The 20164-nt window shown below is 58.2% G+C and carries 20 protein-coding genes and 1 pseudogene; 5 read left to right on the plus strand and 16 right to left on the minus strand.

The window, feature by feature from the left end; translation table 11 throughout:
• Positions 1–143: 143 nt before the first annotated feature.
• A complete protein-coding gene (locus ABVS03_RS05205; protein ID WP_368018300.1) occupies positions 144–1166 on the plus strand; it encodes a dipeptidase in 1023 nt (340 codons plus the stop codon).
• A gap of 63 nt (positions 1167–1229) precedes the next feature.
• Here the strand turns inward: ABVS03_RS05205 and ABVS03_RS05210 are convergent, their stop codons facing one another.
• The 5 genes and pseudogenes from ABVS03_RS05210 to ABVS03_RS05230 all read right to left on the minus strand — a co-directional run bounded on the left by ABVS03_RS05210 (position 1230) and on the right by ABVS03_RS05230 (position 4330).
• A complete protein-coding gene (locus ABVS03_RS05210) occupies positions 1230–2333 on the minus strand; it encodes an MATE family efflux transporter (RefSeq protein WP_330971003.1) in 1104 nt (367 codons plus the stop codon).
• Entirely contained in the window at positions 2257–3252 is a 996-nt protein-coding gene (locus tag ABVS03_RS05215) for an RNA-guided endonuclease TnpB family protein (RefSeq protein ID WP_368018301.1), read from the minus strand. Before ABVS03_RS05215 ends, ABVS03_RS05210 begins: the two co-directional genes overlap by 77 nt.
• Positions 3253–3316: 64 nt before the next feature.
• Positions 3317–3448 (minus strand): annotated as a pseudogene (locus tag ABVS03_RS05220) (helix-turn-helix domain-containing protein); the annotation flags it as partial.
• Positions 3449–3452: 4 nt separating this feature from the next.
• Entirely contained in the window at positions 3453–3845 is a 393-nt protein-coding gene (gene tnpA, locus ABVS03_RS05225; RefSeq protein ID WP_368018302.1) for an IS200/IS605 family transposase, read from the minus strand.
• Between the two features lie 26 nt (positions 3846–3871).
• The gene (locus ABVS03_RS05230) at positions 3872–4330 is read right to left on the minus strand and encodes an MATE family efflux transporter (protein WP_368018303.1); all 459 of its coding nucleotides are present in this window, start codon (positions 4328–4330) and stop codon (positions 3872–3874) included.
• 276 nt (positions 4331–4606) lie between these two features.
• Between ABVS03_RS05230 and ABVS03_RS05235 the strand changes: the two genes are divergently transcribed.
• On the plus strand, positions 4607–5068 hold the full coding sequence (locus ABVS03_RS05235; RefSeq protein WP_368018304.1) for an RpiB/LacA/LacB family sugar-phosphate isomerase: 462 nt from the start codon (positions 4607–4609) through the stop codon (positions 5066–5068).
• Positions 5069–5077: 9 nt separating this feature from the next.
• The gene (locus tag ABVS03_RS05240; RefSeq protein WP_368018328.1) at positions 5078–5473 is read left to right on the plus strand and encodes a DUF5655 domain-containing protein; all 396 of its coding nucleotides are present in this window, start codon (positions 5078–5080) and stop codon (positions 5471–5473) included.
• Positions 5474–5711: 238 nt separating this feature from the next.
• Here the strand turns inward: ABVS03_RS05240 and sdaAA are convergent, their stop codons facing one another.
• The 4 genes from sdaAA to ABVS03_RS05260 all read right to left on the minus strand — a co-directional run bounded on the left by sdaAA (position 5712) and on the right by ABVS03_RS05260 (position 11897).
• Positions 5712–7376 carry an L-serine ammonia-lyase, iron-sulfur-dependent, subunit alpha gene (gene sdaAA, locus ABVS03_RS05245; RefSeq protein ID WP_368018305.1) on the minus strand — a complete coding sequence of 555 codons (1665 nt, stop codon included), beginning with the start codon at positions 7374–7376 and terminating at the stop codon, positions 5712–5714.
• Between the two features lie 418 nt (positions 7377–7794).
• Positions 7795–8889, minus strand: a complete 1095-nt coding sequence (locus ABVS03_RS05250; RefSeq protein ID WP_330970997.1) for an ABC transporter ATP-binding protein — start codon at positions 8887–8889, stop codon at positions 7795–7797.
• Between the two features lie 3 nt (positions 8890–8892).
• Complete coding sequence (locus tag ABVS03_RS05255) at positions 8893–10605, minus strand: ABC transporter permease (protein WP_368018306.1); 1713 nt, start codon at positions 10603–10605, stop codon at positions 8893–8895.
• Between the two features lie 152 nt (positions 10606–10757).
• Positions 10758–11897: an ABC transporter substrate-binding protein gene (locus ABVS03_RS05260; RefSeq protein ID WP_368018307.1), complete on the minus strand. Its 1140-nt coding sequence runs from the start codon at positions 11895–11897 to the stop codon at positions 10758–10760.
• Positions 11898–12215: 318 nt separating this feature from the next.
• Between ABVS03_RS05260 and ABVS03_RS05265 the strand changes: the two genes are divergently transcribed.
• Positions 12216–12872: a hypothetical protein gene (locus tag ABVS03_RS05265; RefSeq protein ID WP_368018308.1), complete on the plus strand. Its 657-nt coding sequence runs from the start codon at positions 12216–12218 to the stop codon at positions 12870–12872.
• A gap of 138 nt (positions 12873–13010) precedes the next feature.
• On the opposite strand, the gene ABVS03_RS05270 is transcribed toward ABVS03_RS05265, so the two are convergent.
• From ABVS03_RS05270 to ABVS03_RS05280, 3 genes are all read right to left on the minus strand, one after another.
• Positions 13011–13814, minus strand: coding sequence for a 2,3-diphosphoglycerate-dependent phosphoglycerate mutase (locus ABVS03_RS05270; protein WP_368018309.1), 804 nt, complete (start codon positions 13812–13814; stop codon positions 13011–13013).
• Positions 13815–13900: 86 nt separating this feature from the next.
• Positions 13901–15529, minus strand: a complete 1629-nt coding sequence (locus ABVS03_RS05275) for a hypothetical protein (RefSeq protein WP_368018310.1) — start codon at positions 15527–15529, stop codon at positions 13901–13903.
• A gap of 9 nt (positions 15530–15538) precedes the next feature.
• Entirely contained in the window at positions 15539–15895 is a 357-nt protein-coding gene (locus tag ABVS03_RS05280) for a DUF2200 family protein (protein ID WP_368018311.1), read from the minus strand.
• A 130-nt stretch (positions 15896–16025) separates the two neighbouring features.
• Between ABVS03_RS05280 and ABVS03_RS05285 the strand changes: the two genes are divergently transcribed.
• The gene (locus ABVS03_RS05285) at positions 16026–16391 is read left to right on the plus strand and encodes a hypothetical protein (protein WP_368018312.1); all 366 of its coding nucleotides are present in this window, start codon (positions 16026–16028) and stop codon (positions 16389–16391) included.
• A gap of 107 nt (positions 16392–16498) precedes the next feature.
• Here ABVS03_RS05285 and ABVS03_RS05290 read toward each other — a convergent pair whose 3' ends face one another.
• From ABVS03_RS05290 to ABVS03_RS05305, 4 genes are all read right to left on the minus strand, one after another.
• Positions 16499–17284, minus strand: coding sequence for a type 1 glutamine amidotransferase (locus ABVS03_RS05290; protein WP_368018313.1), 786 nt, complete (start codon positions 17282–17284; stop codon positions 16499–16501).
• Positions 17277–18632, minus strand: a complete 1356-nt coding sequence (locus tag ABVS03_RS05295) for a MurT ligase domain-containing protein (RefSeq protein WP_368018314.1) — start codon at positions 18630–18632, stop codon at positions 17277–17279. Before ABVS03_RS05295 ends, ABVS03_RS05290 begins: the two co-directional genes overlap by 8 nt.
• Before the next feature lie 405 nt (positions 18633–19037).
• Positions 19038–19595, minus strand: a complete 558-nt coding sequence (gene idi / locus ABVS03_RS05300) for an isopentenyl-diphosphate Delta-isomerase (RefSeq protein WP_368018315.1) — start codon at positions 19593–19595, stop codon at positions 19038–19040.
• A 1-nt stretch (position 19596) separates the two neighbouring features.
• Entirely contained in the window at positions 19597–20157 is a 561-nt protein-coding gene (locus tag ABVS03_RS05305; protein WP_368018316.1) for a UbiX family flavin prenyltransferase, read from the minus strand.
• Positions 20158–20164 lie beyond the last annotated feature (7 nt).

Here is a 20164-nt window from a genome sequence, read left to right on the forward strand (position 1 = left end):
CAGGCCCAGAGCGGATGGTGGCAGCAAGCTGCTCAGATGCATATTGCTGTCTGTTGCCGCAGGAAGGCTATATCGGCACCTCCTCTGATGCTGGCATAGAATCAAAGCATCAGATATGACGCACAGCGAGCCAGGAGAAGAATATGGCAGCAGCTAGCATCCGCATCTTCGATCTTCATTGCGATACGTTGGACAGTCTTTCCATGTACGACGTGGAGCCCTTTTCACGCTCTGCCTCGAATGTACGGGAGGGAGACGACCTCGCGCATAACAGCCTGCAGCTTTCGCTCGAGCGTATGGCGCAGGCAGGAAGCTGGTGCCAGTGCTTTGCGGTCTGGGTGCCAGATGACCTCTCAAAGACGGGACTCAAGCCGCATGAGTTCTACCGAAAGGTCGCATCCTATTTCAGGGAACAGCTCGAGGAGCACAGACCAGAGGTCTGCCAGGTATTGGATGGCAGGAAGGTGGAGGACGCCTTCTCGGATGGACGTGTTGCCGCAATGCTCACGGTCGAGAATGCCTCTCCTCTCGAGAATGGCCTCTCCATCCTGGATGAGATGCGCTCTGACGGCGTCAAGATGATCACCCTGACCTGGAACGGGCAGAACTGCATCGGCTCCGGCAATGACGCGCGAGAAGGCCTCTCCTCCTTCGGCATCAAGGCCTTGAAGCGCATGGAGGAGCTCCATATCGTGGCAGATGTCTCGCACCTGAACGATGCCGGCTTCAGTGATGTCCTGTCCCATGCCACCCGTCCTTTCGTGGCGACGCATTCAAACAGCCGCTCTGTCTGTGCTCATCCACGCAACCTCACGGACTACGAGTTCGAGGCTATCAGGGACCGCGGTGGCCTTGTCGGCATCAACTACTGCCGCTCCTTCATCGCCGATCGCTTCAACCAGGGAAGCGGCAAAGACTCAGGCCAGCCTGATGTCACCTTCGATGAGCTAAGCTATCACATCGATCACTTCCTCGAGCTCGGAGGCGAGCACATCATCGCTCTGGGCAGCGACTTCGACGGATCCACGACGCCGTCCTGGCTCTCAGGTGCACAGGACATGCCAGCCTTCCATGCTCTGGTTGCCAGACGCTTCGGAGAGGACATCGCAGAGGCCATGTTCTTCCAGAACGCCGCGTCGTTCTTTGCGCGCAACGAAGAGGATTAGGAAAAGAGAGGATGCAGCTCTCTGCTAAGCTGCATCCTCCTATCTATACGATGAATTGCTTTTCTAGATCACGTGGCACTTCTTCCAGGCACTGCGCCTGAAGCGCACCCAGAAGATGATTCCGCGCACGGTCCAGTCGATGCCCATAGCAAGGGCAATGCCTATGACGCCCATGTTGAAGCAGATGCCGAGAATGATCGAGAACAGAAGGCGCACGACGATGGTCGTGAAGAGCGAGACGGCTGTCGTGAAGAATACATCTCCCGTCGCACGGAGTCCCTTGCCCAGAGGGTCTGCGAACGTGAAGGCAAGCGCATTGAAGACATTGTGGATGAGGACAAGCTGGATCGTAAGCCGCTTCGTCTCCTCGCTCAGGGCATAGAGCCCCACAAGCGGCGGCGTGACAGCAAAGATCAGGATGTTCCAGCCAATCGAGAAGGCAAGCGTGATCTTCGTGAGCTTCCTGAAGTAGAACTCTGCCTGTTCGATGTCGCGCGCTCCCATGCACTGTCCGATGACCGTGATGTATGCCGGTCCCATCGAGACCGAGACAAGTGCTGCCATGGTCCAGATGCTCTGCGCCACTCCGTTTGCGGCAATCTGATAGGTTCCGAAGAGCGCGGCGATGCTCGAAAGTGCAACCTTCACGAGCTGGAAGAGGCCGCTCTCGATGCCATTCGGAACGGCAATGCGCAGGATCTTCTTCTGGAGTTCCCCATCGATCCTGAAGATCCAGGAGCGCACATACTGCACCGGATTATTCTCGGAGAAGCAGAACACGGTGATGAGGACAGCAGAGAGCGTACGGGAGATGAGCGAGGGCCAGGCGACACCTTCGACACCGGCATGCAGCAGGAAGACACCGATGCAGTTGCCGACGACATTCACGATGTTGGAAACGATCGAGATATACATCGTCGTGCTCGCCTTGCCGAAGCTGCGATAGAGTGCAGCCCCTGCATTGTAGATGGCAAGCATCGGATAGGAATAGGCTGAGATGCACAGGTAGTTGACACTCCCCACGGCTGAAGCCGGGGGATTCTCGCTTCGACGCAGATAGCCTTCCTCCGCCTTGCGGCGGAAGCTGGTCTTACGCCTGCTCCACGAGCGTTCGGGACGCTTTCGCGTCCCCGGTTCCCGCAAGCCCTGCGGTACCGTCTGCTTCATTCAGAAGCCGCGCTCCTTCCCGCGCGATGTTGACCGCCGCGTTGAGGTCGCGGTCGTGGCTCGCCCCGCAGACGGGGCACGTCCACGCACGGACGGAGAGCGGCAGCTCCTCTAGGACATGCCCGCAGCACGAGCACATCTTCGAGGATGGATGCCAGCGGCTCACCTTCACGAAACGCCGCCCGTGCCAGGCGCACTTGTATTCCAGCTGGCGGGCCATCTCGGACATGGAGGCGTCCGCGACGGACTTGGCCAGACGGCGGTTCTTCTCCATCCCTCTGACGTTCAGGTCCTCGACGGCGATGGCTTGGCTCTCGCGCACCGCCTCGGTCGTGGCCTTGTGGATGGCGTCCTTCCTCTGGTTTGCTATCCGCTCATGGATGCGGGCCACCTTCCTCTTCTGCTTCTCCCTTCTCTTGGACCCCTTCTGCTTGCGGGACAGGCGCCTCTGCTCCCGGGCGAGCTTCCTCTCGCCTTTGGCAAGCGCCTTGGGGTTTGCAATCTTGATGCCATCTGAGCGCGTCGCGAGATCCTTCACGCCCGCATCCACGCCCATCACGGGCGTCCTGGCTTCAGGCCATTCTTCAACAGGCGCGTCTTCAACCCCGAGCACGCAGAAGTATTTGCCGGAAGGCACGCGCTTGATGGTCGCAGATACGATCCTTCCCTTGACCGGGCGCGAGATCCGCGCTTTGACCAGGCCCAGCTTGGGCAGCTTTATGTGGCGGGCGTCGGGCACGGAGATGCCCCAGTTGGTCCTGTAGCTCTGCCTCGTGTCCCGCTTCGACTTGAAGCGCGGGTATCCGGGCTTTCCGCCCGCCCTGCAGCGGCGGAAGAACCCATCGAAGGCCCTCCCCAGGTTCACGGCCGCCTGCTGGAGCGCGTGTGTGGGAGTCCACCTCGGCAAGCCAGGGGGCATCCGTCCTTTTCCAGGCCGTGACGAGCTTCTGGAGCTGGTAGACAGACGGCGATTTCCCGGTCTTCTCGTATTCGGCCTTCCTGGTCTCGAGACACCTGTTGTAGACCCACCTGCAACAGCCGAACGTGCGCTCGGCAAGCTCGCGCTGGGCGGCGTTGGGGTAGATGCGGATCTCGTAGGCCATTGAGACGCCCATGGGCTCACACGCCCTTCTGGTTCTCGATGTACTGCTTCACGATTGCCAAGGGCGCCCCGCCCACGGTCGAGACGAGGTAGGAGTTGGTCCAAAGAGTGGGCAGCCTCTTCATCAGCCAAGGGAACTCCTCGCGCAGGTCGTGGCTGGTCCTTCCCTTGATCCTCTTCACGGCCTTGTGGATGCCCAGCTGGGGATCCACCTCCAGGAGCATATGGACATGGTCGGGCATGACCTCCATCTCGATGATCTCGAAATGGAGGCCATCTGCCACCTGCTGGGCTATCTGCTTGAAGCGCTCGTCCAGGCCGTCCACCAGCACCGGCCTGCGGTACTTCGGGCAGAAGACCACGTGGTACTTGCAGCTGTAGACGACGTTGTTGTTGCTCTTGTATTTCATGCGGGCATTATACCGCTTGCAGATAGCTATCGCCTGACGGCGATGCGCGGCTTGACCCCATGCCTGAAGGAAGGGGCTTGCGCCGCGCTTTTGGTCACACAGGCATCCATGACAGAATCCTCGACCTTTCCGAACATGAGCCCCATCAGAGGCCTGTTGAAGATGAGGACGAGGATAGCGACCACGACAGACATGAGCACGGATGCTGTGAGGAGCTGGGAGGCAGAAGCTGCTGCCTGCTCCCTGTCCTTGCGTCCGATGTACTGGCTGATAACAACAGCACCACCGGTAGCAAGTGCGACGAAAAGGTTCAGGAATATCGTATTGAAGGAGTTGACGAGCGAGACGCCTGAGACGGCAGACTCGCCGACGAATCCGACGACGAAGACATCGGCAATGCCAACAAAAGCAAGAAGGAGCTGCTCCAGAAAGAGCGGGATGATGAGCTTCCTGAGGTCGGCGTTCGTAAATGTGGGCACATCCATTGATATCCATTCTTCAGAGTCTTGTTCTGGTACAAGTCTCTTGCAGATGGCTGCACATGTGTAATGCTTATAATGACTATCCTGTCATAAATTGATTGCATAGCAGAGCTTCCGTAAGTCTGTTCCGTGTCATCGGTCTCGCCTTCTGACATGCACCAGATCTCCATCGGTCGAGAATCCACCCATGAGAAGCACATACAGATGCTGGCACATCTAAACTTGTGGCATCAAAGCGATTCAATCGCCTGGTCTCGTCATTCGGCGGAGGGAGCATCCATGAAGATTGCAATGGCAAACGATCATGCAGGAACGGACCTCAAGAACCAGATCAAGGAGTGGCTTGAATCGGAAGGACATGAGGTCGTGGACTTTGGCACCTATGACCATGAATCATGCGACCTTTCCGACTTTGTGCTTCCTGCAGCTCTGAGCGTTGCCAAAGGCGAGTGCGACCGCGGCATCTTCGTAGACGGCGTCGGCTATGGCTCTGCAATGATCGCGAACAAGGTGCGCGGCATCTTTGCCTGTGTCTGCCAGGATCCTGTCTGTGCCGAGCTAGCACGGCAGCATAACGACGCGAATGTATTGTGCCTGGGTGGAAAGATCATAGGCCCTGTGCTGGCAATGGCAATAGCGAAGACATGGATGGAGACTGATCCGCTGACAGCTGCAAAGTATGTCCGCCGCCGCGACAAGGTAGCAAAGATCGACGAGGAATACACCCAGCCGCTGAAGTGATGGAGCAGGCTGGCTCTCAATCCCGAAGAAGCATCGTTCTTCTCTGGACATGAAGAAGCCCTGCCGCTTTATGCGGCATTCATGCAGCAGGCAGAAGATGCTCTTCCAGAATTCAGCATCCGTGTCCAGAAGACGCAGATTACGCTCTCGAACAGGCATGCATTCACCTGCGTGTCGTTTCTTGCAGTCCGCCGAAAGGCTCGGATACCCCAGCGCTCCATCACGCTGACGTCCGTATTGGACCATCCGCTCGCATCGGCGCGCATAGACGCCAAGTCAGAGGCGTATCCCGGCAGGTGGATACACCATCTGGTCATATGCGATGCAGCAGAGCTTGACAGCGAGCTTTTTGCCTGGCTGCATGAGGCATGCGAGCTCGCTGCACGCAAGCGGCGCGGAACTTAAGGCGGAAGGGACAGGCAGCCCGCTCGCGGCAGCTCATGAAGATGGGCGGCGGCAGCCATCGTTGCTGCCGCTCCGTCAGCACGGTACTCTTCGATCAGATGCCTTGTGGCATCAATTCGCGGATCTGCCTGCATCCCTGCTCCATGCTGTCATGCAACTTGGCTGCCCATACGATGCTGTGTACTGGAAGGCACTGTTCCGTCGTTCGAAGGGCGACCCCTCTGGGCGTAGCGGACAGCTAGCTTCCGTGCGGAGCCTTCCGGCACGATTCGAGGCAGCTTTCACAGGTAGCAATGCCGCCCAGGGCGGTCTCCCTGAGCTCGAATGGCAGCGAGTGTCCGACACGCTTCAGCGCATCCACCGTCTCATCGAAGAAGGCGGTCGAATGGATGCCGGCAAGTGCAAGCTCGCACGAGACGAGCGCATTGGCAGCAGCCGAAGCATTGCGCTTTTGGCAGGGCTCCTCGACAAGTCCTGCGACCGGATCGCAGACAAGGCCAAGCAGATTCGTGAGCGCGATGGCGGCTGCAGCCAGACACTGCTGGGGAGAGCCTCCGAGAAGCTGCGTCGCTGCGCTTGCTGCCATGGCGGAGGCGGTACCGATCTCTGCCTGGCAGCCGCCTTCTGCACCGGCAACCGTCGCATTCCTTGTCACGATATAGCCGATAGCGGCAGCATTGGCCAGGGCATCCCGGAGCTCTTCCTGGCTGAAATCTCCAGCTTCGTTGAGAGCGGCAATCACGCCGGGAAGGACGCCTGCCGAACCCGCGGTAGGCGCCGCCACGATGCGGCCCATCGAGGCATTCGTCTCGAGCACAGCCATGGCATAAGCTGCGGCTTTCGGAAAGATGCCGCTGAATACCTGATGCAGCTTGTCCGAGGGATGAGATTCTTCGTCGCCAGCACACAGCTGCATCAGGGCATGGGCTTCGCCGCCGATGAGTCCGCCCATCGTGTGCATGCCATGCTCCAGCGGCGCTTTGACAGACTCCCTCATCACTTGGAGTACACGGTCGAGATAGGCGTAGGTGCCAGACATATCCTTGCCCTGCATGGCAAGAAGCAGCTCTTCGCGGTCGAGGAATGCACGTCCAAGGCTGATGTTGCAGGTGTAGGCATGCGCCAGAATCGAGGTGCCATCCTGATAGTCGAGCTTCGGGAAGAGCTCCTGTGCCTCCTCAGGCGTATAGCGCGGCGTAGCGGCACCCGCTCCTTCTGGGAGCGAGAACGCCGGGATGAACCGGATGCGCAGCACTCTCGGATCTTTCAGCAGCACCTGCTGTACCTCGTCGGGAATCGCGCTGTCCACTTCGAGCACGTTGTAGGCAAGGCCGCCCTTGCGTTCCCGCAGGATCGTCGAGTTGCCGATATTGATGCCGGCATTTCCCAATGTTGATGCCACAAATCCGAGAACGCCCGGCATATCCTGTTGGTAGATGATAGCGGCGCTATATTCCCCCGTTATCTCGACCTTTATCCCATCGACCCTGGTCAGCCGAGCTGCACCGCCGCCTATCGATTCGCCGCGTACGCTCAGCACTTCGCCCGCAGCATCACGTACCCAGACATCGACCGTATTGGGATGGCGGGGCTTCGCCTTGGAGTCGACATGGAAATCGAACGAGATGCCCTGTGCCCGTGCAATCTCGAACGAATCGCGGATGCGCAGGTCATCCGGCCTGAAGCCCAGAAGGCCTGCAACGAGAGCACGGTCGGTCCCGTGGCCGCGATAGGTATGGGCAAACGAGCCATAGAGGGTGAAGCGCATCTCCTTCGGAGGCCGCCCCATCAGTTCATGTGCCATGAGCGCGATGCGTAGCGCTCCTGCCGTGTGGGATGAAGAGGGACCGACCATGATGGGACCGATAATGTCAGAAAGCCCCAGTGTCTTGCTATGGCTCATATCAGGCATCCTCTCTTGAAGGCAGCAGCATCTGCGGAAAGCCTGCATGCAGGCTTTCATGGCAGGTCCCTGCAGAGACATTCCAGCGGCATGCGCATGAACAGGAGTTCCGCTTCGATGAGTCTGTTGTATCAAAATCGAGGTACCAGAGAACGAGCGAAGGGGCATCTGTAACAAAGGAGAAGGGAAGCGGAAACGCATCCGGGAAGACGGCCCCAAGATGCTTGCTGCAGGTCTACATGTTCCCGCTGGATCCAAGAAGCAGAGCCGATGCTTCTGCCGCTTTGCCCGGAGATGCTCATACGCAGCCCTAAGGACAGGCATATACAGCAGAATCCCCCGGCCACCTGGGACCGGGGGATTCTGCAGCCCGTTGCACAGCTGCCTGCCGAGCGTGTGCGAAAGAGGGTCTTCAGGTTCAGTCCTTGGGCTCTCCCGCCAGCGCATGCAGGTCGTCTTTAGTGAACTGGACGAAAGCGCTATCCCCCACATGGTACTCATGCTTGTTCTTGGGATTGAATTCCGTCACCTTGATCAGGTGGCTGCCGCATTCGACATGGTAGTTCTGGTAGTTGCCCATGAAGCGGGACAGCACGACCTTGCAGGGAAGCTGTCCTTCGTCGGCGATGTGAGCCGCTTCGGGACGCAGGACGAGCGTGATGTTCGATCCCGGCGCCATATCCTCGACGCCGTCAACAGGAATCTCGCTATTCTCGATCTTTGCAATGCCGGTATCGCCTGTCTTGGATACGAGCGTGCCACGCAGGAAGTTCGCCTCGCCGATGAAGTCTGCCACGAACTCGTCCTTCGGACGGTAGTAGATAGTCTTGGGGTCTGCAATCTGGTCGACCAGGCCCTTCTTCATTACGATGATGCGGTCGCTTATTGCCATGGCTTCGCTCTGGTCATGCGTGACATATATGGCCGTGATGCCGGCCTCCTGCTGGATGCGGCGGATCTCGGTACGCATATCGACACGGAGCTTTGCATCGAGATTCGAGAGCGGCTCATCGAAGAGAAGCACGCCCGGCTCGATGACAAGGGCACGGGCAAGGGCGACACGCTGCTGCTGGCCGCCCGAGAGCTGGTTCGTCATGCGGTCTTCCATGCCCTCGAGGCCGACGAGCTTCAAGATGTTCGTGACCTTCTGCCTTATGGTCTCCTTGTCGAACTTGCGGAGCTTCAATCCATAGGCGACGTTGTCGAAGATGTTGTAGTGAGGCAGGAGGGCATAGCTCTGGAAGACCATGGCAGTATCGCGCTTGTTTGGCGTGAGCTCGTTGATGGCTTCGTCTCCCAGATAGACCTGTCCCTCATCAGGGCTCTCGAAGCCTGCAATCATGCGCAGGATGGTCGTCTTGCCGCAGCCAGACGGTCCAAGCAGGGTCACGAACTCTCCCGGCTCTATCGTGATGTTCGCATCATGTACGGCATAGAAATCCTTGCCGGTCTTCGGGTCCTTGTAGATCTTGGAGAGGTGCTCGAGACGCACGCCCTTCTTCTGCTTTCCCATGGATCAGGCCTCCTTGGAAGTCTTGGCGCTGGTGCCGAAGCGCTTGATGAAGGCATTCATCAAGAGGACCGCGCCATAGGTGATAAGGATGAGGATGGTGGAGAAGGCGCAGGCTGTGCCGTACTCGCCCTTGCCGGCGAACTCGTTGATCTGCACCGTGATGAGGAAGAACTGCGGCGTCACGAGCAGGATGACGGCGCTGATTGCCGTGATGGAGCGCACGAACGTCGTCACAAGGCCACTCAGGAACGAATCCTTGATAAGGGGCAGCGTGACCGTCATGAATACCTGGAAGCTGTTCGCTCCCATGTCGTATGCCGACTCCTCGATGGACTTGTCGATCTGGCGAAGGGCCGAGATGCCCGAACGCGTGCCGGTCGGAAGCGACCTCACGATGAAGACGATGACCAGGATGGCAGCAGAGCCGTAGAACCACTGCATGACGCCGGTATGGAAGATGCCGCCAGAGAAGCCGCGGATATAGCCGACGCCGAGGACGGTGCCAGGAACTGCCATGGCAAGCATGGAGACAGACTCGATGAAGCCCTTTCCATGGAAGTCCCTCTTCACGACCAGATAGGAGATGATCATGGAGAGCAGGGCTGTGATCGGGCTTGCAATGAGCGACAGCAGGAAGGAATCCCTGAACGCCTCGAGGCCATGGTAGCGCGTGAACACGAGCGTGAACCACTTGAGCGTCAGCGAGTAGTCGCGGCCCCAGGTCTTGAAGAGCGCGCCGAGCGGGACGCAGGCATACATGACCATGACGAAGACAGCGACAATGCCGCAGAAGATGGAAAGTGGGATGCGAACCGAGTTGTCGGTGATGAGCATGCGGCCGCGCGATGCCTTGCCAGTGAGCGTCGAGGTACTCTTCGCTTCGAGCACATACTTCTGCACGATGAACATGACAAGCGTGATGCAGAGGAGCACGACTGCCATGGCAGAAGCACCCTGCTTATCGTAGGCTCCCGTGATCTGCAGGTAGATGGTCGTTGCCAGCGTGTCATACGATCCGCCGATGATCATGGGGTTCGCGAAGTCAGCGATGGATTCGATGAAGGTGACAAGGAAGGCATTGCCGAGGCCCGGAAGGATGAGCGGCAGCGTGACGCTTGTGAAGACCTTCCACCGCGAGGCGCCCATGTCACGGGCAGCCTCCTCGAGGGAGGGGTCGATGTTCTTGAGCAGGCCCTTGAGCATCATGTAGCAGACCGGGAAGAACGTGAGCGTCTGCACGACGAAGATGCCCCAGTAGCCATAGACGTTGTTGTCCGGAATGCCCAGAAGCCCGCGCGTGATGATGCCCGACTTGCCGAAGAGCAAGATCATCGAGAGCGAGAGCACGAAGGGCGGAGAGACGACAGGCAGGATCGATACAACATTGAAGATCCTTGCCATGAACTTGCTCTTCAGCTCGACGTAGACCTCAACGTAGGCAAAGAGCAGACCGACGAGCGAAGAGACGATCGAGACGAGGAATCCGACCTTCAATGTGTTCGTGATGGCCGTCTCGAAGGAAGGCATAGCGAGTACGCGCTGGAAGACGGAAAGCGAGATGCCCTGGTCGGTGAGAACAGAATCGACCAGAAGGATTGCAAGCGGATAGAGGATGAAGAGCGTCAGGAACGCAATGAGCACGATGATAGTCGTCACCATGATGGGGTCGGCCATGAGCTTCTTGCGGTCGAGTGCGGTGCCTTGATTTTTTGCCATAGACGTCTCCCTCAGGGACGATAAACAGAAAGGCCGATGCAGTCATGCTGCAGGCGGCTCTCCCTTCTGCAGGAAGGGGCCGGCGCCTCGAGGCGAACCTCTGCGCCGGCCCCTCTCAGGAATTGCCGCCACAGCAGCTTTGTACGCTGCGTCTACTCGGTCTTGAAGCGGTCATCGCCGCCGCCGAGGGCATTCATGACATCAGCGACATACTGCTCGGTGTGCTCCTTGGCATCCTCGAAGTCGTAATCCATGACGTTGTCTGGATCGAGGCCATACTCGGTCGCGATCTCCGGCTGCGTCGCGTCGTCGATGACAAGGAACTGGTAAGAGCCGTTCTCCTGGCCGAGGTTCACGCACTCAGGAGAGAGCGCATACTCGACCCAGAGCTTTGCGGCATCCTCATGCTTGCAGCCCTTGAAGATGGCTGTGGCGCCTACCTCATAGGATGCGCCGGAGCTCGGGATGACAAGGCCAACGTTGTCGTAGCCCTGGTCGACGATCTGGTAGATGCCGTCGTGCAGCATGCCGAGGCCGATCGTGCACTCGCCGATGCCGATGGACTTAGAAGGACCGGAGCCCGACTTCGTGTACTGCGCGATATTCTTGTCGAGGTTTACAAGGTACTGGATGCCATCATCGTGGCCGTACTTCTGGATGACCGTGTTGATGATGAGCTTTGCTGTGCCGGACGTATTGTAGTTCGACGACCAGATGAGTCCCTGATACTTCGAATCGATGAGATCGGGATAGTCCTGGGGAGGATCGAGCTTCAGACGGTCAAGCTCGTCCTTGTTGTACATGAAGCCAAGGATGCCCTTGTAGATGCCATACCAGTCATCGTTCGTGCTCTTGAACTTGTCGTCGATGAGATGGCTGGCGTTGTTGGCCTTGTAGACCTCGAGCAGGCCCTTGCCCGATGCCACATTGTAGGGATCTGTCGTTCCGCCAAACCAGACATCGGCGGAGGGATTGCCGTTCTCTTCCTCGATCTTTGCCTCGACTTCGCCCGTGGAGAGACGCTGGTAGCTCGTCTTGATGCCGAAGAGCTCCTCGAAGTGGGACGTCACAGCTGCAAGGTATTCCTCCTCGCAGGAGCCGTAGACGACGAGCTCGCCGTCATTCTTGCCGGCATCGATCATGTCCTGGCTGGCAATCCTGTCGAGATTGTCGGAGCTTGTGCTCGGCGAAGAGCTGGAACCAGATCCCGACCCTCCGCATCCTGCCATGCAAAGCGCTGCCGCTCCCACTGCCGCTGCTTCAAAGAAGTTCCTGCGTGTCAGATTCCTCATGACGCAACACCTTTCTCCCGAGCAATGACTCCCCTGTCTGCACTGCGTTTGCAGTGTCTTTACAGTTATTTGAGTACACCTTGTAGATGGGTACGCAGAAATTTCGACAGACGGCTCTGATATTCATGTAAATGCATTTCTCTGCAATTCACCGAAAAGGTGGTTATCCAGCGTATATATGCTGCAGGTGTACCTCCAGCCCAATCCTCAGCGAAACATACAGAATCTGTCCCATTTGCCAGAGCCTGCACTGTGTCTATAAGTAATGGGTAAGGAGACAAGATGTATATGCTGCATTGCGGAATCAGGAGGTTCGACGTGTCGAAGCTGCAGGGACTTCTTTCCATGCCTGATGGCTCGGCTTGCTTCTTCCATCCACGCAAACGCTGGTTCTGGCAGGCACTTGTCACCTCATTCTGCGCCTGCTGCCTCATCGGACACTGGCTTGAATTCCCCTACTGCTGGATGACGAACAGCCTCTTCGGAATCGTCGACTCAGACTATGCGCTCTATATCGATCCCTGGTTCCATCCCTACTGGTGCTACGGCTTCGGAGCACTGGGCATGACATTGGTGCTCGAGCCAGCAAAGGATTGGCTTGTCAGAAAGCTTGGCTCGAGGAAGAAGGCCATCCCCGTCTCGTTCATCTGCGCCGTCTTTCTTGCTATGCTCATGGAACTTGGCATCGGACTTCTTGTGAACCAGCCTGATGCGACAGGGCACTATCCTTACTGGGACAACTCGTATCTGCCCTTCAATGTGGGTGGCCAAGCCTGGCTCTTCAACGATGTGTTCATAGCACTTGCTGCGATGGTCTACCTCTGGCTTGCCTTCCCGCTTGTGGCGCATGCGTTCATCTGGCTTCAGGGCAGGAAAATCCGTAGCCACAATGCAGCTAACGTCTTCTTTGCAATAGCCCTTGCAATCTTTGCGGTATGCTGCATTCTTTCCTATACGATTCTGGCGCTCTCATAATCGGGGCTCTTTCATGCCTGCGCAGGCTGCTCATTAGGTACTCATGCTTGTACATCTTGCATGCATCAACTTCTTGCTATCGTGAAACACATCCACTACGAGCCGAAGCCAGAAATGCAGGCATAGTACCGCTGACAGCTATTCCGTTGCCGCAGGCGCAGAGCCAAGAGCGCAAGCTTCTTCTGCACCTCTCTTTGCAGCATCTGGATCGAGATAGCGGCCAGGCCCCTTGAGATGGAGCTCGCCGAAGATGCCGCTCTCGAACTCATAGACGCGCGGCTGGCCGGTCGGCACGTTGACGGAGCGGATATCGTCGTCAGAGAGACCCTCGATGACCTTGATGAGAGAGCGGACGACCGAGCCATGGGTCACGACAAGGACCGTCTGTCCCAGGAGCAGAGGCGGCGTCACATAGGACTTCCAGAACGGCTCGAGTCGGGCGATGACATCCTTCAGGCATTCGCTCCTGATCGTTGCCGGATTGGGTCCGCCAAGCCCGTCCTCTGCTGCTGTTCCATAGCGTGGATCGCAACCCTGGAACCAAGGGGAATCTTCGTCTATCGCAGGAGGCCTCACGTCGAAGCTCCTGCGATAGGCTGCAAAGAGCTCGTCTCCGTACTTCGCGCGCATGGCAGGACGGGTCTGGCCCTGGAAGGCTCCGTAGTGGCGCTCGTTGAGCCTCCAGCTCCGAAGGACCGGTATCCAGAGACGGCCGAGCTCTTCTAGCGCGATATCGGCGCTCACGATGGAGCGGCTCAGAAGCGATGTGAAGACCGCATCGGGTGCGATGCCGGCTTCCTTCATGAGGACGCCAGCTTTCTTGGCCTGGGCACGTCCGCGCTCAGTCAGCGCTACATCGACCCAGCCCGCAAACCTGTTGACAGAGGGGTCCGTCCAGGCACTCTCTCCGTGCCGCATGATTATGAGCCTCGACTGTGCCATGCTGCCGCCTTTCCCACGTCTTCCTCCATCATAGCCAAGCGGTATGAAGACCCCATATCATGCAGCAGGATGCGTGGAGGCTCTATCTACCAGCTTGTCGTCTCTTCGTCGGTCACTGCATTCGTCCTCTCGTTCACGAGATAGAAGCCGACGATCTCGACTTCTCTGCCTGCATCTTCCGGATACCATTTCTCGACCACGAACGATTCGACGAGATTTCCCTGTTCATCGGACGTCTCCCCATTCGAGAGGATGCGGTACTCGACGGTGACAGACTTGTCCCCCTCGATATCCGCGCCGGTTCCGAGGCTTGCATAGGGGTTGCCCTTTGCGTCGGCATCCATCTCGAAGACGCCCGTCTTGGGTACGATTGCATTCTCTGCGAGATAGGAGGCGAGCACCTGCATCCTCTGTTCCATGCCGGCATACCCCGTGCCCGCCATGCCGATATCCGCAGTCGCGCCGGAAGCATCCTCGCTGGCAGAAGAGGCATCGGCATCATCTGCATCATCACGGGACGTATCGGCATCCGGCATGGTCACCTGCTGCCTCTCGCTGTCGTAGTAACTGGCCTCGCTCCACATCTCCATGAAGAAGAGGTCACGCGTCCGCCAGTAGTCAGTCGTTGTCTCGTCCGGATCGTATCCAGGCCAGTCGACGGCAATGAAATCATAGGTCTGGCCGGTATAGCTCTCTGGCACATCCTCTACAAGCATCCGCTCTTTCCCGTCATGCATGAAGGGCCCATCGATCGCCACCTGGAAGGCAAGGCACAGAGCGGTTATGACAGCACAGGCGCCAAGAGCTGCCCTCAGCACCTTCGATGGCTTGCCGTTTCTGCCGTAGAGCGGTGCCTTTGCGGCAGCGCGGGCAAGAAGGATGCCGAGGACAGCGATCGAAAGCGAGGCAAGGAAGCCAGCAGCCGATGCATAGCCGCAGCGGAGCTTCCAGCCAGCCTCTGTGTTCAGACCGTAGAGCATGCCGATGAAGGCAAGGCTGTGGGAAAGCATGAGAGAGATGGCGAGGATTGCCACAGGATGCATATGCTTGGAATTCCGGATGCACTTGACAGCTGCCGATGCCGCCTCGGTGCCGCCATCCTCAAGCCAGAACCTGGCTTCACCTTCATCAGGGAAGCCTTCGAATTTCTGTGCAGGCACTGCAAGGTAGCGCACAAGGGCGTCATCTGCTGTCTTTCCACCATCAGGAGCTGCTGCAGCAAAGGATAGAAGATAGCAGAGCTTGAGCTCGTCCCCTTGAAGAAGTGCAGCATCCACATGCGAAAGCGCGGCAGCAGCCTGCCCGATCCTCCCGTCTTCCACATCGGCACGAGCCATGCCCAGAAGAAGCTCTGCTGCTTTCTTCGGGTTCTTGCCAGAAGCGCCGTGGTAGAGCTTGAGTGCATAGTCATGGCGGGAGGCAGGAGCAAGCTTCCAGAGATGACGGCGCAGAGCAGATGCAGCAGAGAGCATGATGCCCCAGCCGAGAGTTACAGCTGCACACAGAAGTGCAAGCAGCGCGCCCAGGCCAGAGAAGGCATCTGAATGTGCGAGGAGGAACCACAGGGCAGCAAGGACAAGCAAGACGGAAAGGATGCGCGAGCCGATATCGAGCACTCCAGCCATCCGTGCAGACGAAAGGCCAGATCTGTCCCACGCATAGCTCTCGGGTACCGGCACGCTGAAATCGTAGATATCGCGCTCTTCTTCCGACATGACGACTCCTCAGCTTGCCCTGAGAACTTTGGCAACCGGCTTTCCGTGGGCCAGCTCGTCTACCATCTTGTCGAGCACGCGCACATCGTGCATGAAGGGGTCTTCGATATCTTCCACCTTGACGCCGCAGATCCTGCCGGTAACGAGGTTCCTCCTTGGATTGAGGGCAGGTGCCTTGTCGAAGAATTCGCCGTAGGTGCAGCCTTCCTCTGCAAGACGATCGATATCTTCCCTCGCGTAGCCCAGAAGCCACTGGGCTACGGCATACACTTCATCCTCAGTCCTGCCTTTGCGGACGGCTTTCGCGACAAGGCAGCCCCAGACCTTCTTGAGCTGCATGCTTCTGACCTTTTCAGCATCTGCCATCGGGATTTCCTCCAGAGATTATATTTGCTATCAAACGAGTAACGTATATCCTGTGATTTTCGGAAAGTTCCTTCCCCAAGAGCATATCATCGAGTGAGCAGCACCACTACCAGAGAGAAGAAGGTCACTCATGAGCACAGCACAGGACCAGCTTGCCGGCGCCCTCGTCGCGCTTGGCGCCACCATCACCGATGCAATGGACGCAGCACCCGGATTCGTTCCCTGCGGCACCCCTTCCCAGGTCATCATCGATGCCCTCAACACCTATGCAGCAGCTGACGATGCTGCCATCACACAGACGACGCCGAACATCCTTGCCTTCGTCGAGCACGTGAGCGACCACAGGGGCGTCACGGCTCACGAGCCTGCAGCTGTCAGCGGAGATGACGCTGAGCCGTTCAAGCAGGTTCTCGCCTTCGCCGCAGAGGCGGATCCTTCTGCCGTCACGCCTGACAAGGCCGAGTGGCTCTACCGCACGCTTGCATCCCTTGCCTAGCATCTGTCTGAAAATGCCATTGGCCCTGATTTGAGCCACGTGCAGATGAGGGCGGTCTGGCTTCTGTCAGACCGCCCTCATTCTTGTTCTGCTATGCCAGGAGACCTCTAGTCTTCCTGCTTCCTACTTGCCATCATCCGGTCGAACATGACCTTGTTCGCAGCTAGCTCCTCTGTATCGTCAAGAGGCTCGATCGCAATGGCGCCCTTGCCGTACTTCCGCTCGAGAGCGCGAGAAATGAACCAGTCAGCCACGCCGGGGTTCTTCGGCAGGAGCGGTCCATGGATATAGGTGCCAAGCACATTCTTCCAGAGACAGCCTTCGAAGCCTGTGATGCCGTCATTTCCCTGTCCATAGAGGACCTCGCCCAGAGGCTTCACGCCGCTCCCCAGGTGCGTTCTTCCACCATGATTCTCGTAGCCCACTATCGGATGTTCGCAGATGTCGCTCCTGATTGCGATATTGCCGATGATGCGGGGCGTGCCGCGGTCGGTATAGAGATCGACAAGCTCGAGTCCTGGCACACGCTCCTCGCCCATGAGATAGGACTCGCCGAGAAGCTGGTAGCCGCCGCAGACAGCACCAAGCACGCCACCGTCTTCCACATAGGCCTTGAGCTCGTCCTTCTGCTGGAGCAGGAAATCGCAGACGATCTTCTGCTCGCGGTCGGAGCCGCCGCCGATGAAGGCAATATCGACATCGGCGAAGCTCGGCGTATCGCCGACATGAACCTCCTGGACATCTGCCGTGATGCCACGCCACTCCATGCGCTTCTTGAGCACGAGGATATTGCCCGAGTCTCCATAAAGATTCAGGAGCTCCGGATAGAGATGGGCTATCGTGAGCGTCGGTGCATCGGTCTTCGGTGCGGACGTTGCCTCCGCGCTATTCATGCCTCTTCCCCATCCTTTCGAGCTCTGCCTTGGCCGGCCAGAGCGCACTGTAGTTTGTGAGCACGTAGAGTGGCTGGTCCTTCGGCATGTCCTTGGCCGCCTCGAGCGCCGCTGAGACATCCTTCGCTATCTGGGCATCGATGCCAGCATACTTGAAGCGCACCTGCAGGTCGTTTGCACGGAGTCCCCCTGCAAGGACAAGAAGGCTCTTTCCCTCGCCAGCAAGACGCTCGAAGTCGACATCCCAGATCCAGGAGATATCGCGTCCGTCGTTGTAGTTGTCGTTGATGACAATATAAGTAGCCTTCGGACGCTTGTCCTCGAGCAGGAGCTGGATATTCTGGTTGAAGCCTGCAGGATTCTTTGCAAGGTTGAGCACGACCTCGCGGCCATCTACATCGAAGTGCTGGAGGCGCCCGTTTGCAGGGCTGTAGGAATCAAGCGCACGCTGGAATGTCTTCGGATCGACCCCTGCCATGGTCGCCGCTGCAAAGGCGGCAAGCAGGTTGTAGACCATGTAGACGCCCCCGAAGTTGGCACGCAGATGCACCTGGTCGCCCGTAGCGATGCAGGCAGCATCGAACTCGACACCGGAACGCCCTGCATGGACATTCGTTGCCTGGTAGTCAAGCGTAGGACGTGCGAATCCGCACTTCGGGCATCTGAAAGCACCAAGCTGAGCATAGGCGCGGTAGTCGTAGACAAGCTCGGTTCCGCATACCTGGCAGAAGGCACCCTCAGGGACGCGCTCAGGCGGCATATGCAGGTCTTCTGCAATGCCGAAGGAAAGCACCTTCGTGCCCGCCTCAGCTGCACGGCGGGCCACACCCATGCTGATGGGGTCATCGCCGCAGACAAGCAGCGTCGTTTCGGGAGACGATGCCAGTGCACGCACGATCGTATCCTGCACACGGTCGATCTCCCCTTCGCGATCGAGCTGGTCGCGGAAGAGGTTCAGAAGGACCATGAGCTTTGGCCTGAGCTCCGGCACGATGTTCACGGTGCTGAGCTCATCTGCCTCGATGACGCCCCAGTCGGCGCCCGATCCAGGCAGAAGTGCAGCCACGACGCCTGGCGCCATGTTCGCGCCAGCACGGTTGCAGAGCACGCGCTGTCCTCCCGCCTCGATAGCGGAGGCGATGATGTTGTTCGTGGTCGTCTTGCCGTTCGTGCCGCAGACGACGATGGAGCCCTTCTGCAGCTTCTCGGCGAGGCGAGAGATGATATCGGGATCGACGGTCAAGGCAATGCGTCCCGGCAGCTGCGAAGCGTTGCGCCTGAACACCGTGCGGAGACCCCAGCGGGCGAGGTGCCCCAATCCCACGCCGATTTCAGATCTGACGTTCATGGACCCAATCTTTCTTCCATGCAGCAGCGCACCAGAGGCTCCAGACAGGATGTGCGGTGGCAGCAGGGCTGTCAGCGATTCCTGTCAGATCCAGCATGCAGACCCTCCCGTGCGCAGAAGCTCTATCTCTTGCAGAGGCGATGCCTTTTCAGGCTGCTCTCAGATTAGCATCTCTTGAGCAGAGGCAGGGCCCAGAAGATCCATAATACCCAGCAGAACCGGACCGCTTGGCGCCCTTCAGGAACCTTGTCATAGCCTTCCTCTGTCTGGCTCAGTCTAGCTCAAGAGCATCGTCTTTAGCCGATGTTGATTCACTCTACAGATTGGCTCCGCACTCATGCCGCGCCTTCTGTGGCGGCGCAATTCACGCCTGATATTCAGCTATGTGCCTGGATGTCAGATCTATCAGGCTATGTGCGATGCAGCAAGAGCAAGTACTCCTGGGAACCATGAGGTGAAGCGCTCAGGATGGGAAGTCACCTCATCAATTGTCTGCCGAAGCGGCACCCAGCTGAGCTCTTCCGCTTCTTCCGGGTCTGCATGTGGCTGACCTGAGCAGCGAGCCAGAAAGACATGGTCGCACTCATACTCGATGAGGTCCTGAGCAAAGACGGTGCGGTAGACGTAGGTGCCGATATCCTCTGTGCCCGAGACAGCGTCTGCTGGAAGTCCCAATTCCTCATTGAGCCGGCGCACGGCTGCTTCTCCGAGCTCTTCGCCATACCGCGGATGCGAGCAGCAGGAATTGGTCCAGAGGCCGCCTGAATGGTATTTCCCCTGCGCCCTCTTCTGGAGCAGGATTTCTGTCCCCTGCTCAGTCTTTCGCCAGAGCAGCACAGAAAATGCTCTGTGGAGGAGGCCGCTCCTATGTACTTCGGTCTTTGTGGAAGAGCCGAGCGGCCTGTCCATGAGGTCCACAAGCACGAGGCGGTCATCGCCGGCTTCATCCACAGAGCCCAGCATGCTATCCCTCCCAGGGATGGAACTTGTCATAAGGCAGGCCGAACTGCATGAGGATTTTCCCCACGATATGGTCGACCTGCTCGTCTGTCGTCTTCGCCCCATTATAGAAGGAGAGCACCGGCGGAAGGACCGTATAGCCATCCTCGGCCACCTGCAGCATGTTCCTCAGATGCGCAGGAGATAGCGGACACTCCCTCGGCACGAGAACGACCTTGCGGCCTTCCTTCCGGCAGACGTCAGCAGCGCGTACCAGAAGATCGTCGTCGAAGGCGCAGGCAATGGCCGCCAGGCTCTTCATGGAGCAGGGAGCTACGAGCATGCCGTCGGTCATATAGGATCCGCTCGAGATGGCGGCACCCATATCGTGATTGTCGTAGACATGATCTGCAAGCGCCTCGACGTCGGCGATATCCGCATCGCTTTCCCGCCTGAAGATATCGCGTGCCCCTTCGGAGATCACAAGATGCGTCTCGATGCCGGGCAGAGCATGGAGCGCTTCCAGGACACGATGTCCCAGCTCTACTCCTGAGGCCCCGGAGATACCGACAATGATGCGCTTCATGCTTCTG

The sequence above is a fragment of the Olsenella sp. AGMB03486 genome (assembly GCF_040884255.1).
GTDB classification, from domain to species: Bacteria; Actinomycetota; Coriobacteriia; order Coriobacteriales; family Atopobiaceae; genus Olsenella_L; species Olsenella_L kribbiana.

What these genes read in the sequence shown, in the direction of transcription:
- ABVS03_RS05205 (WP_368018300.1), top strand. Translation starts at nt 144, where the DNA reads ATGGCAGCAGCTAGCATCCGCATCTTCGATCTTCATTGCGATACGTTG.
- ABVS03_RS05210 (WP_330971003.1), bottom strand. Translation starts at nt 2,333, where the DNA reads ATGAAGCAGACGGTACCGCAGGGCTTGCGGGAACCGGGGACGCGAAAG.
- ABVS03_RS05215 (WP_368018301.1), bottom strand. Translation starts at nt 3,252, where the DNA reads ATGCCCCCTGGCTTGCCGAGGTGGACTCCCACACACGCGCTCCAGCAG.
- tnpA (WP_368018302.1), bottom strand. Translation starts at nt 3,845, where the DNA reads ATGAAATACAAGAGCAACAACAACGTCGTCTACAGCTGCAAGTACCAC.
- ABVS03_RS05230 (WP_368018303.1), bottom strand. Translation starts at nt 4,330, where the DNA reads ATGGATGTGCCCACATTTACGAACGCCGACCTCAGGAAGCTCATCATC.
- ABVS03_RS05235 (WP_368018304.1), top strand. Translation starts at nt 4,607, where the DNA reads ATGAAGATTGCAATGGCAAACGATCATGCAGGAACGGACCTCAAGAAC.
- sdaAA (WP_368018305.1), bottom strand. Translation starts at nt 7,376, where the DNA reads ATGAGCCATAGCAAGACACTGGGGCTTTCTGACATTATCGGTCCCATC.
- ABVS03_RS05250 (WP_330970997.1), bottom strand. Translation starts at nt 8,889, where the DNA reads ATGGGAAAGCAGAAGAAGGGCGTGCGTCTCGAGCACCTCTCCAAGATC.
- ABVS03_RS05255 (WP_368018306.1), bottom strand. Translation starts at nt 10,605, where the DNA reads ATGGCAAAAAATCAAGGCACCGCACTCGACCGCAAGAAGCTCATGGCC.
- ABVS03_RS05260 (WP_368018307.1), bottom strand. Translation starts at nt 11,897, where the DNA reads ATGAGGAATCTGACACGCAGGAACTTCTTTGAAGCAGCGGCAGTGGGA.
- ABVS03_RS05270 (WP_368018309.1), bottom strand. Translation starts at nt 13,814, where the DNA reads ATGGCACAGTCGAGGCTCATAATCATGCGGCACGGAGAGAGTGCCTGG.
- ABVS03_RS05275 (WP_368018310.1), bottom strand. Translation starts at nt 15,529, where the DNA reads ATGTCGGAAGAAGAGCGCGATATCTACGATTTCAGCGTGCCGGTACCC.
- ABVS03_RS05280 (WP_368018311.1), bottom strand. Translation starts at nt 15,895, where the DNA reads ATGGCAGATGCTGAAAAGGTCAGAAGCATGCAGCTCAAGAAGGTCTGG.
- ABVS03_RS05285 (WP_368018312.1), top strand. Translation starts at nt 16,026, where the DNA reads ATGAGCACAGCACAGGACCAGCTTGCCGGCGCCCTCGTCGCGCTTGGC.
- ABVS03_RS05290 (WP_368018313.1), bottom strand. Translation starts at nt 17,284, where the DNA reads ATGAATAGCGCGGAGGCAACGTCCGCACCGAAGACCGATGCACCGACG.
- ABVS03_RS05295 (WP_368018314.1), bottom strand. Translation starts at nt 18,632, where the DNA reads ATGAACGTCAGATCTGAAATCGGCGTGGGATTGGGGCACCTCGCCCGC.
- idi (WP_368018315.1), bottom strand. Translation starts at nt 19,595, where the DNA reads ATGCTGGGCTCTGTGGATGAAGCCGGCGATGACCGCCTCGTGCTTGTG.
- ABVS03_RS05305 (WP_368018316.1), bottom strand. Translation starts at nt 20,157, where the DNA reads ATGAAGCGCATCATTGTCGGTATCTCCGGGGCCTCAGGAGTAGAGCTG.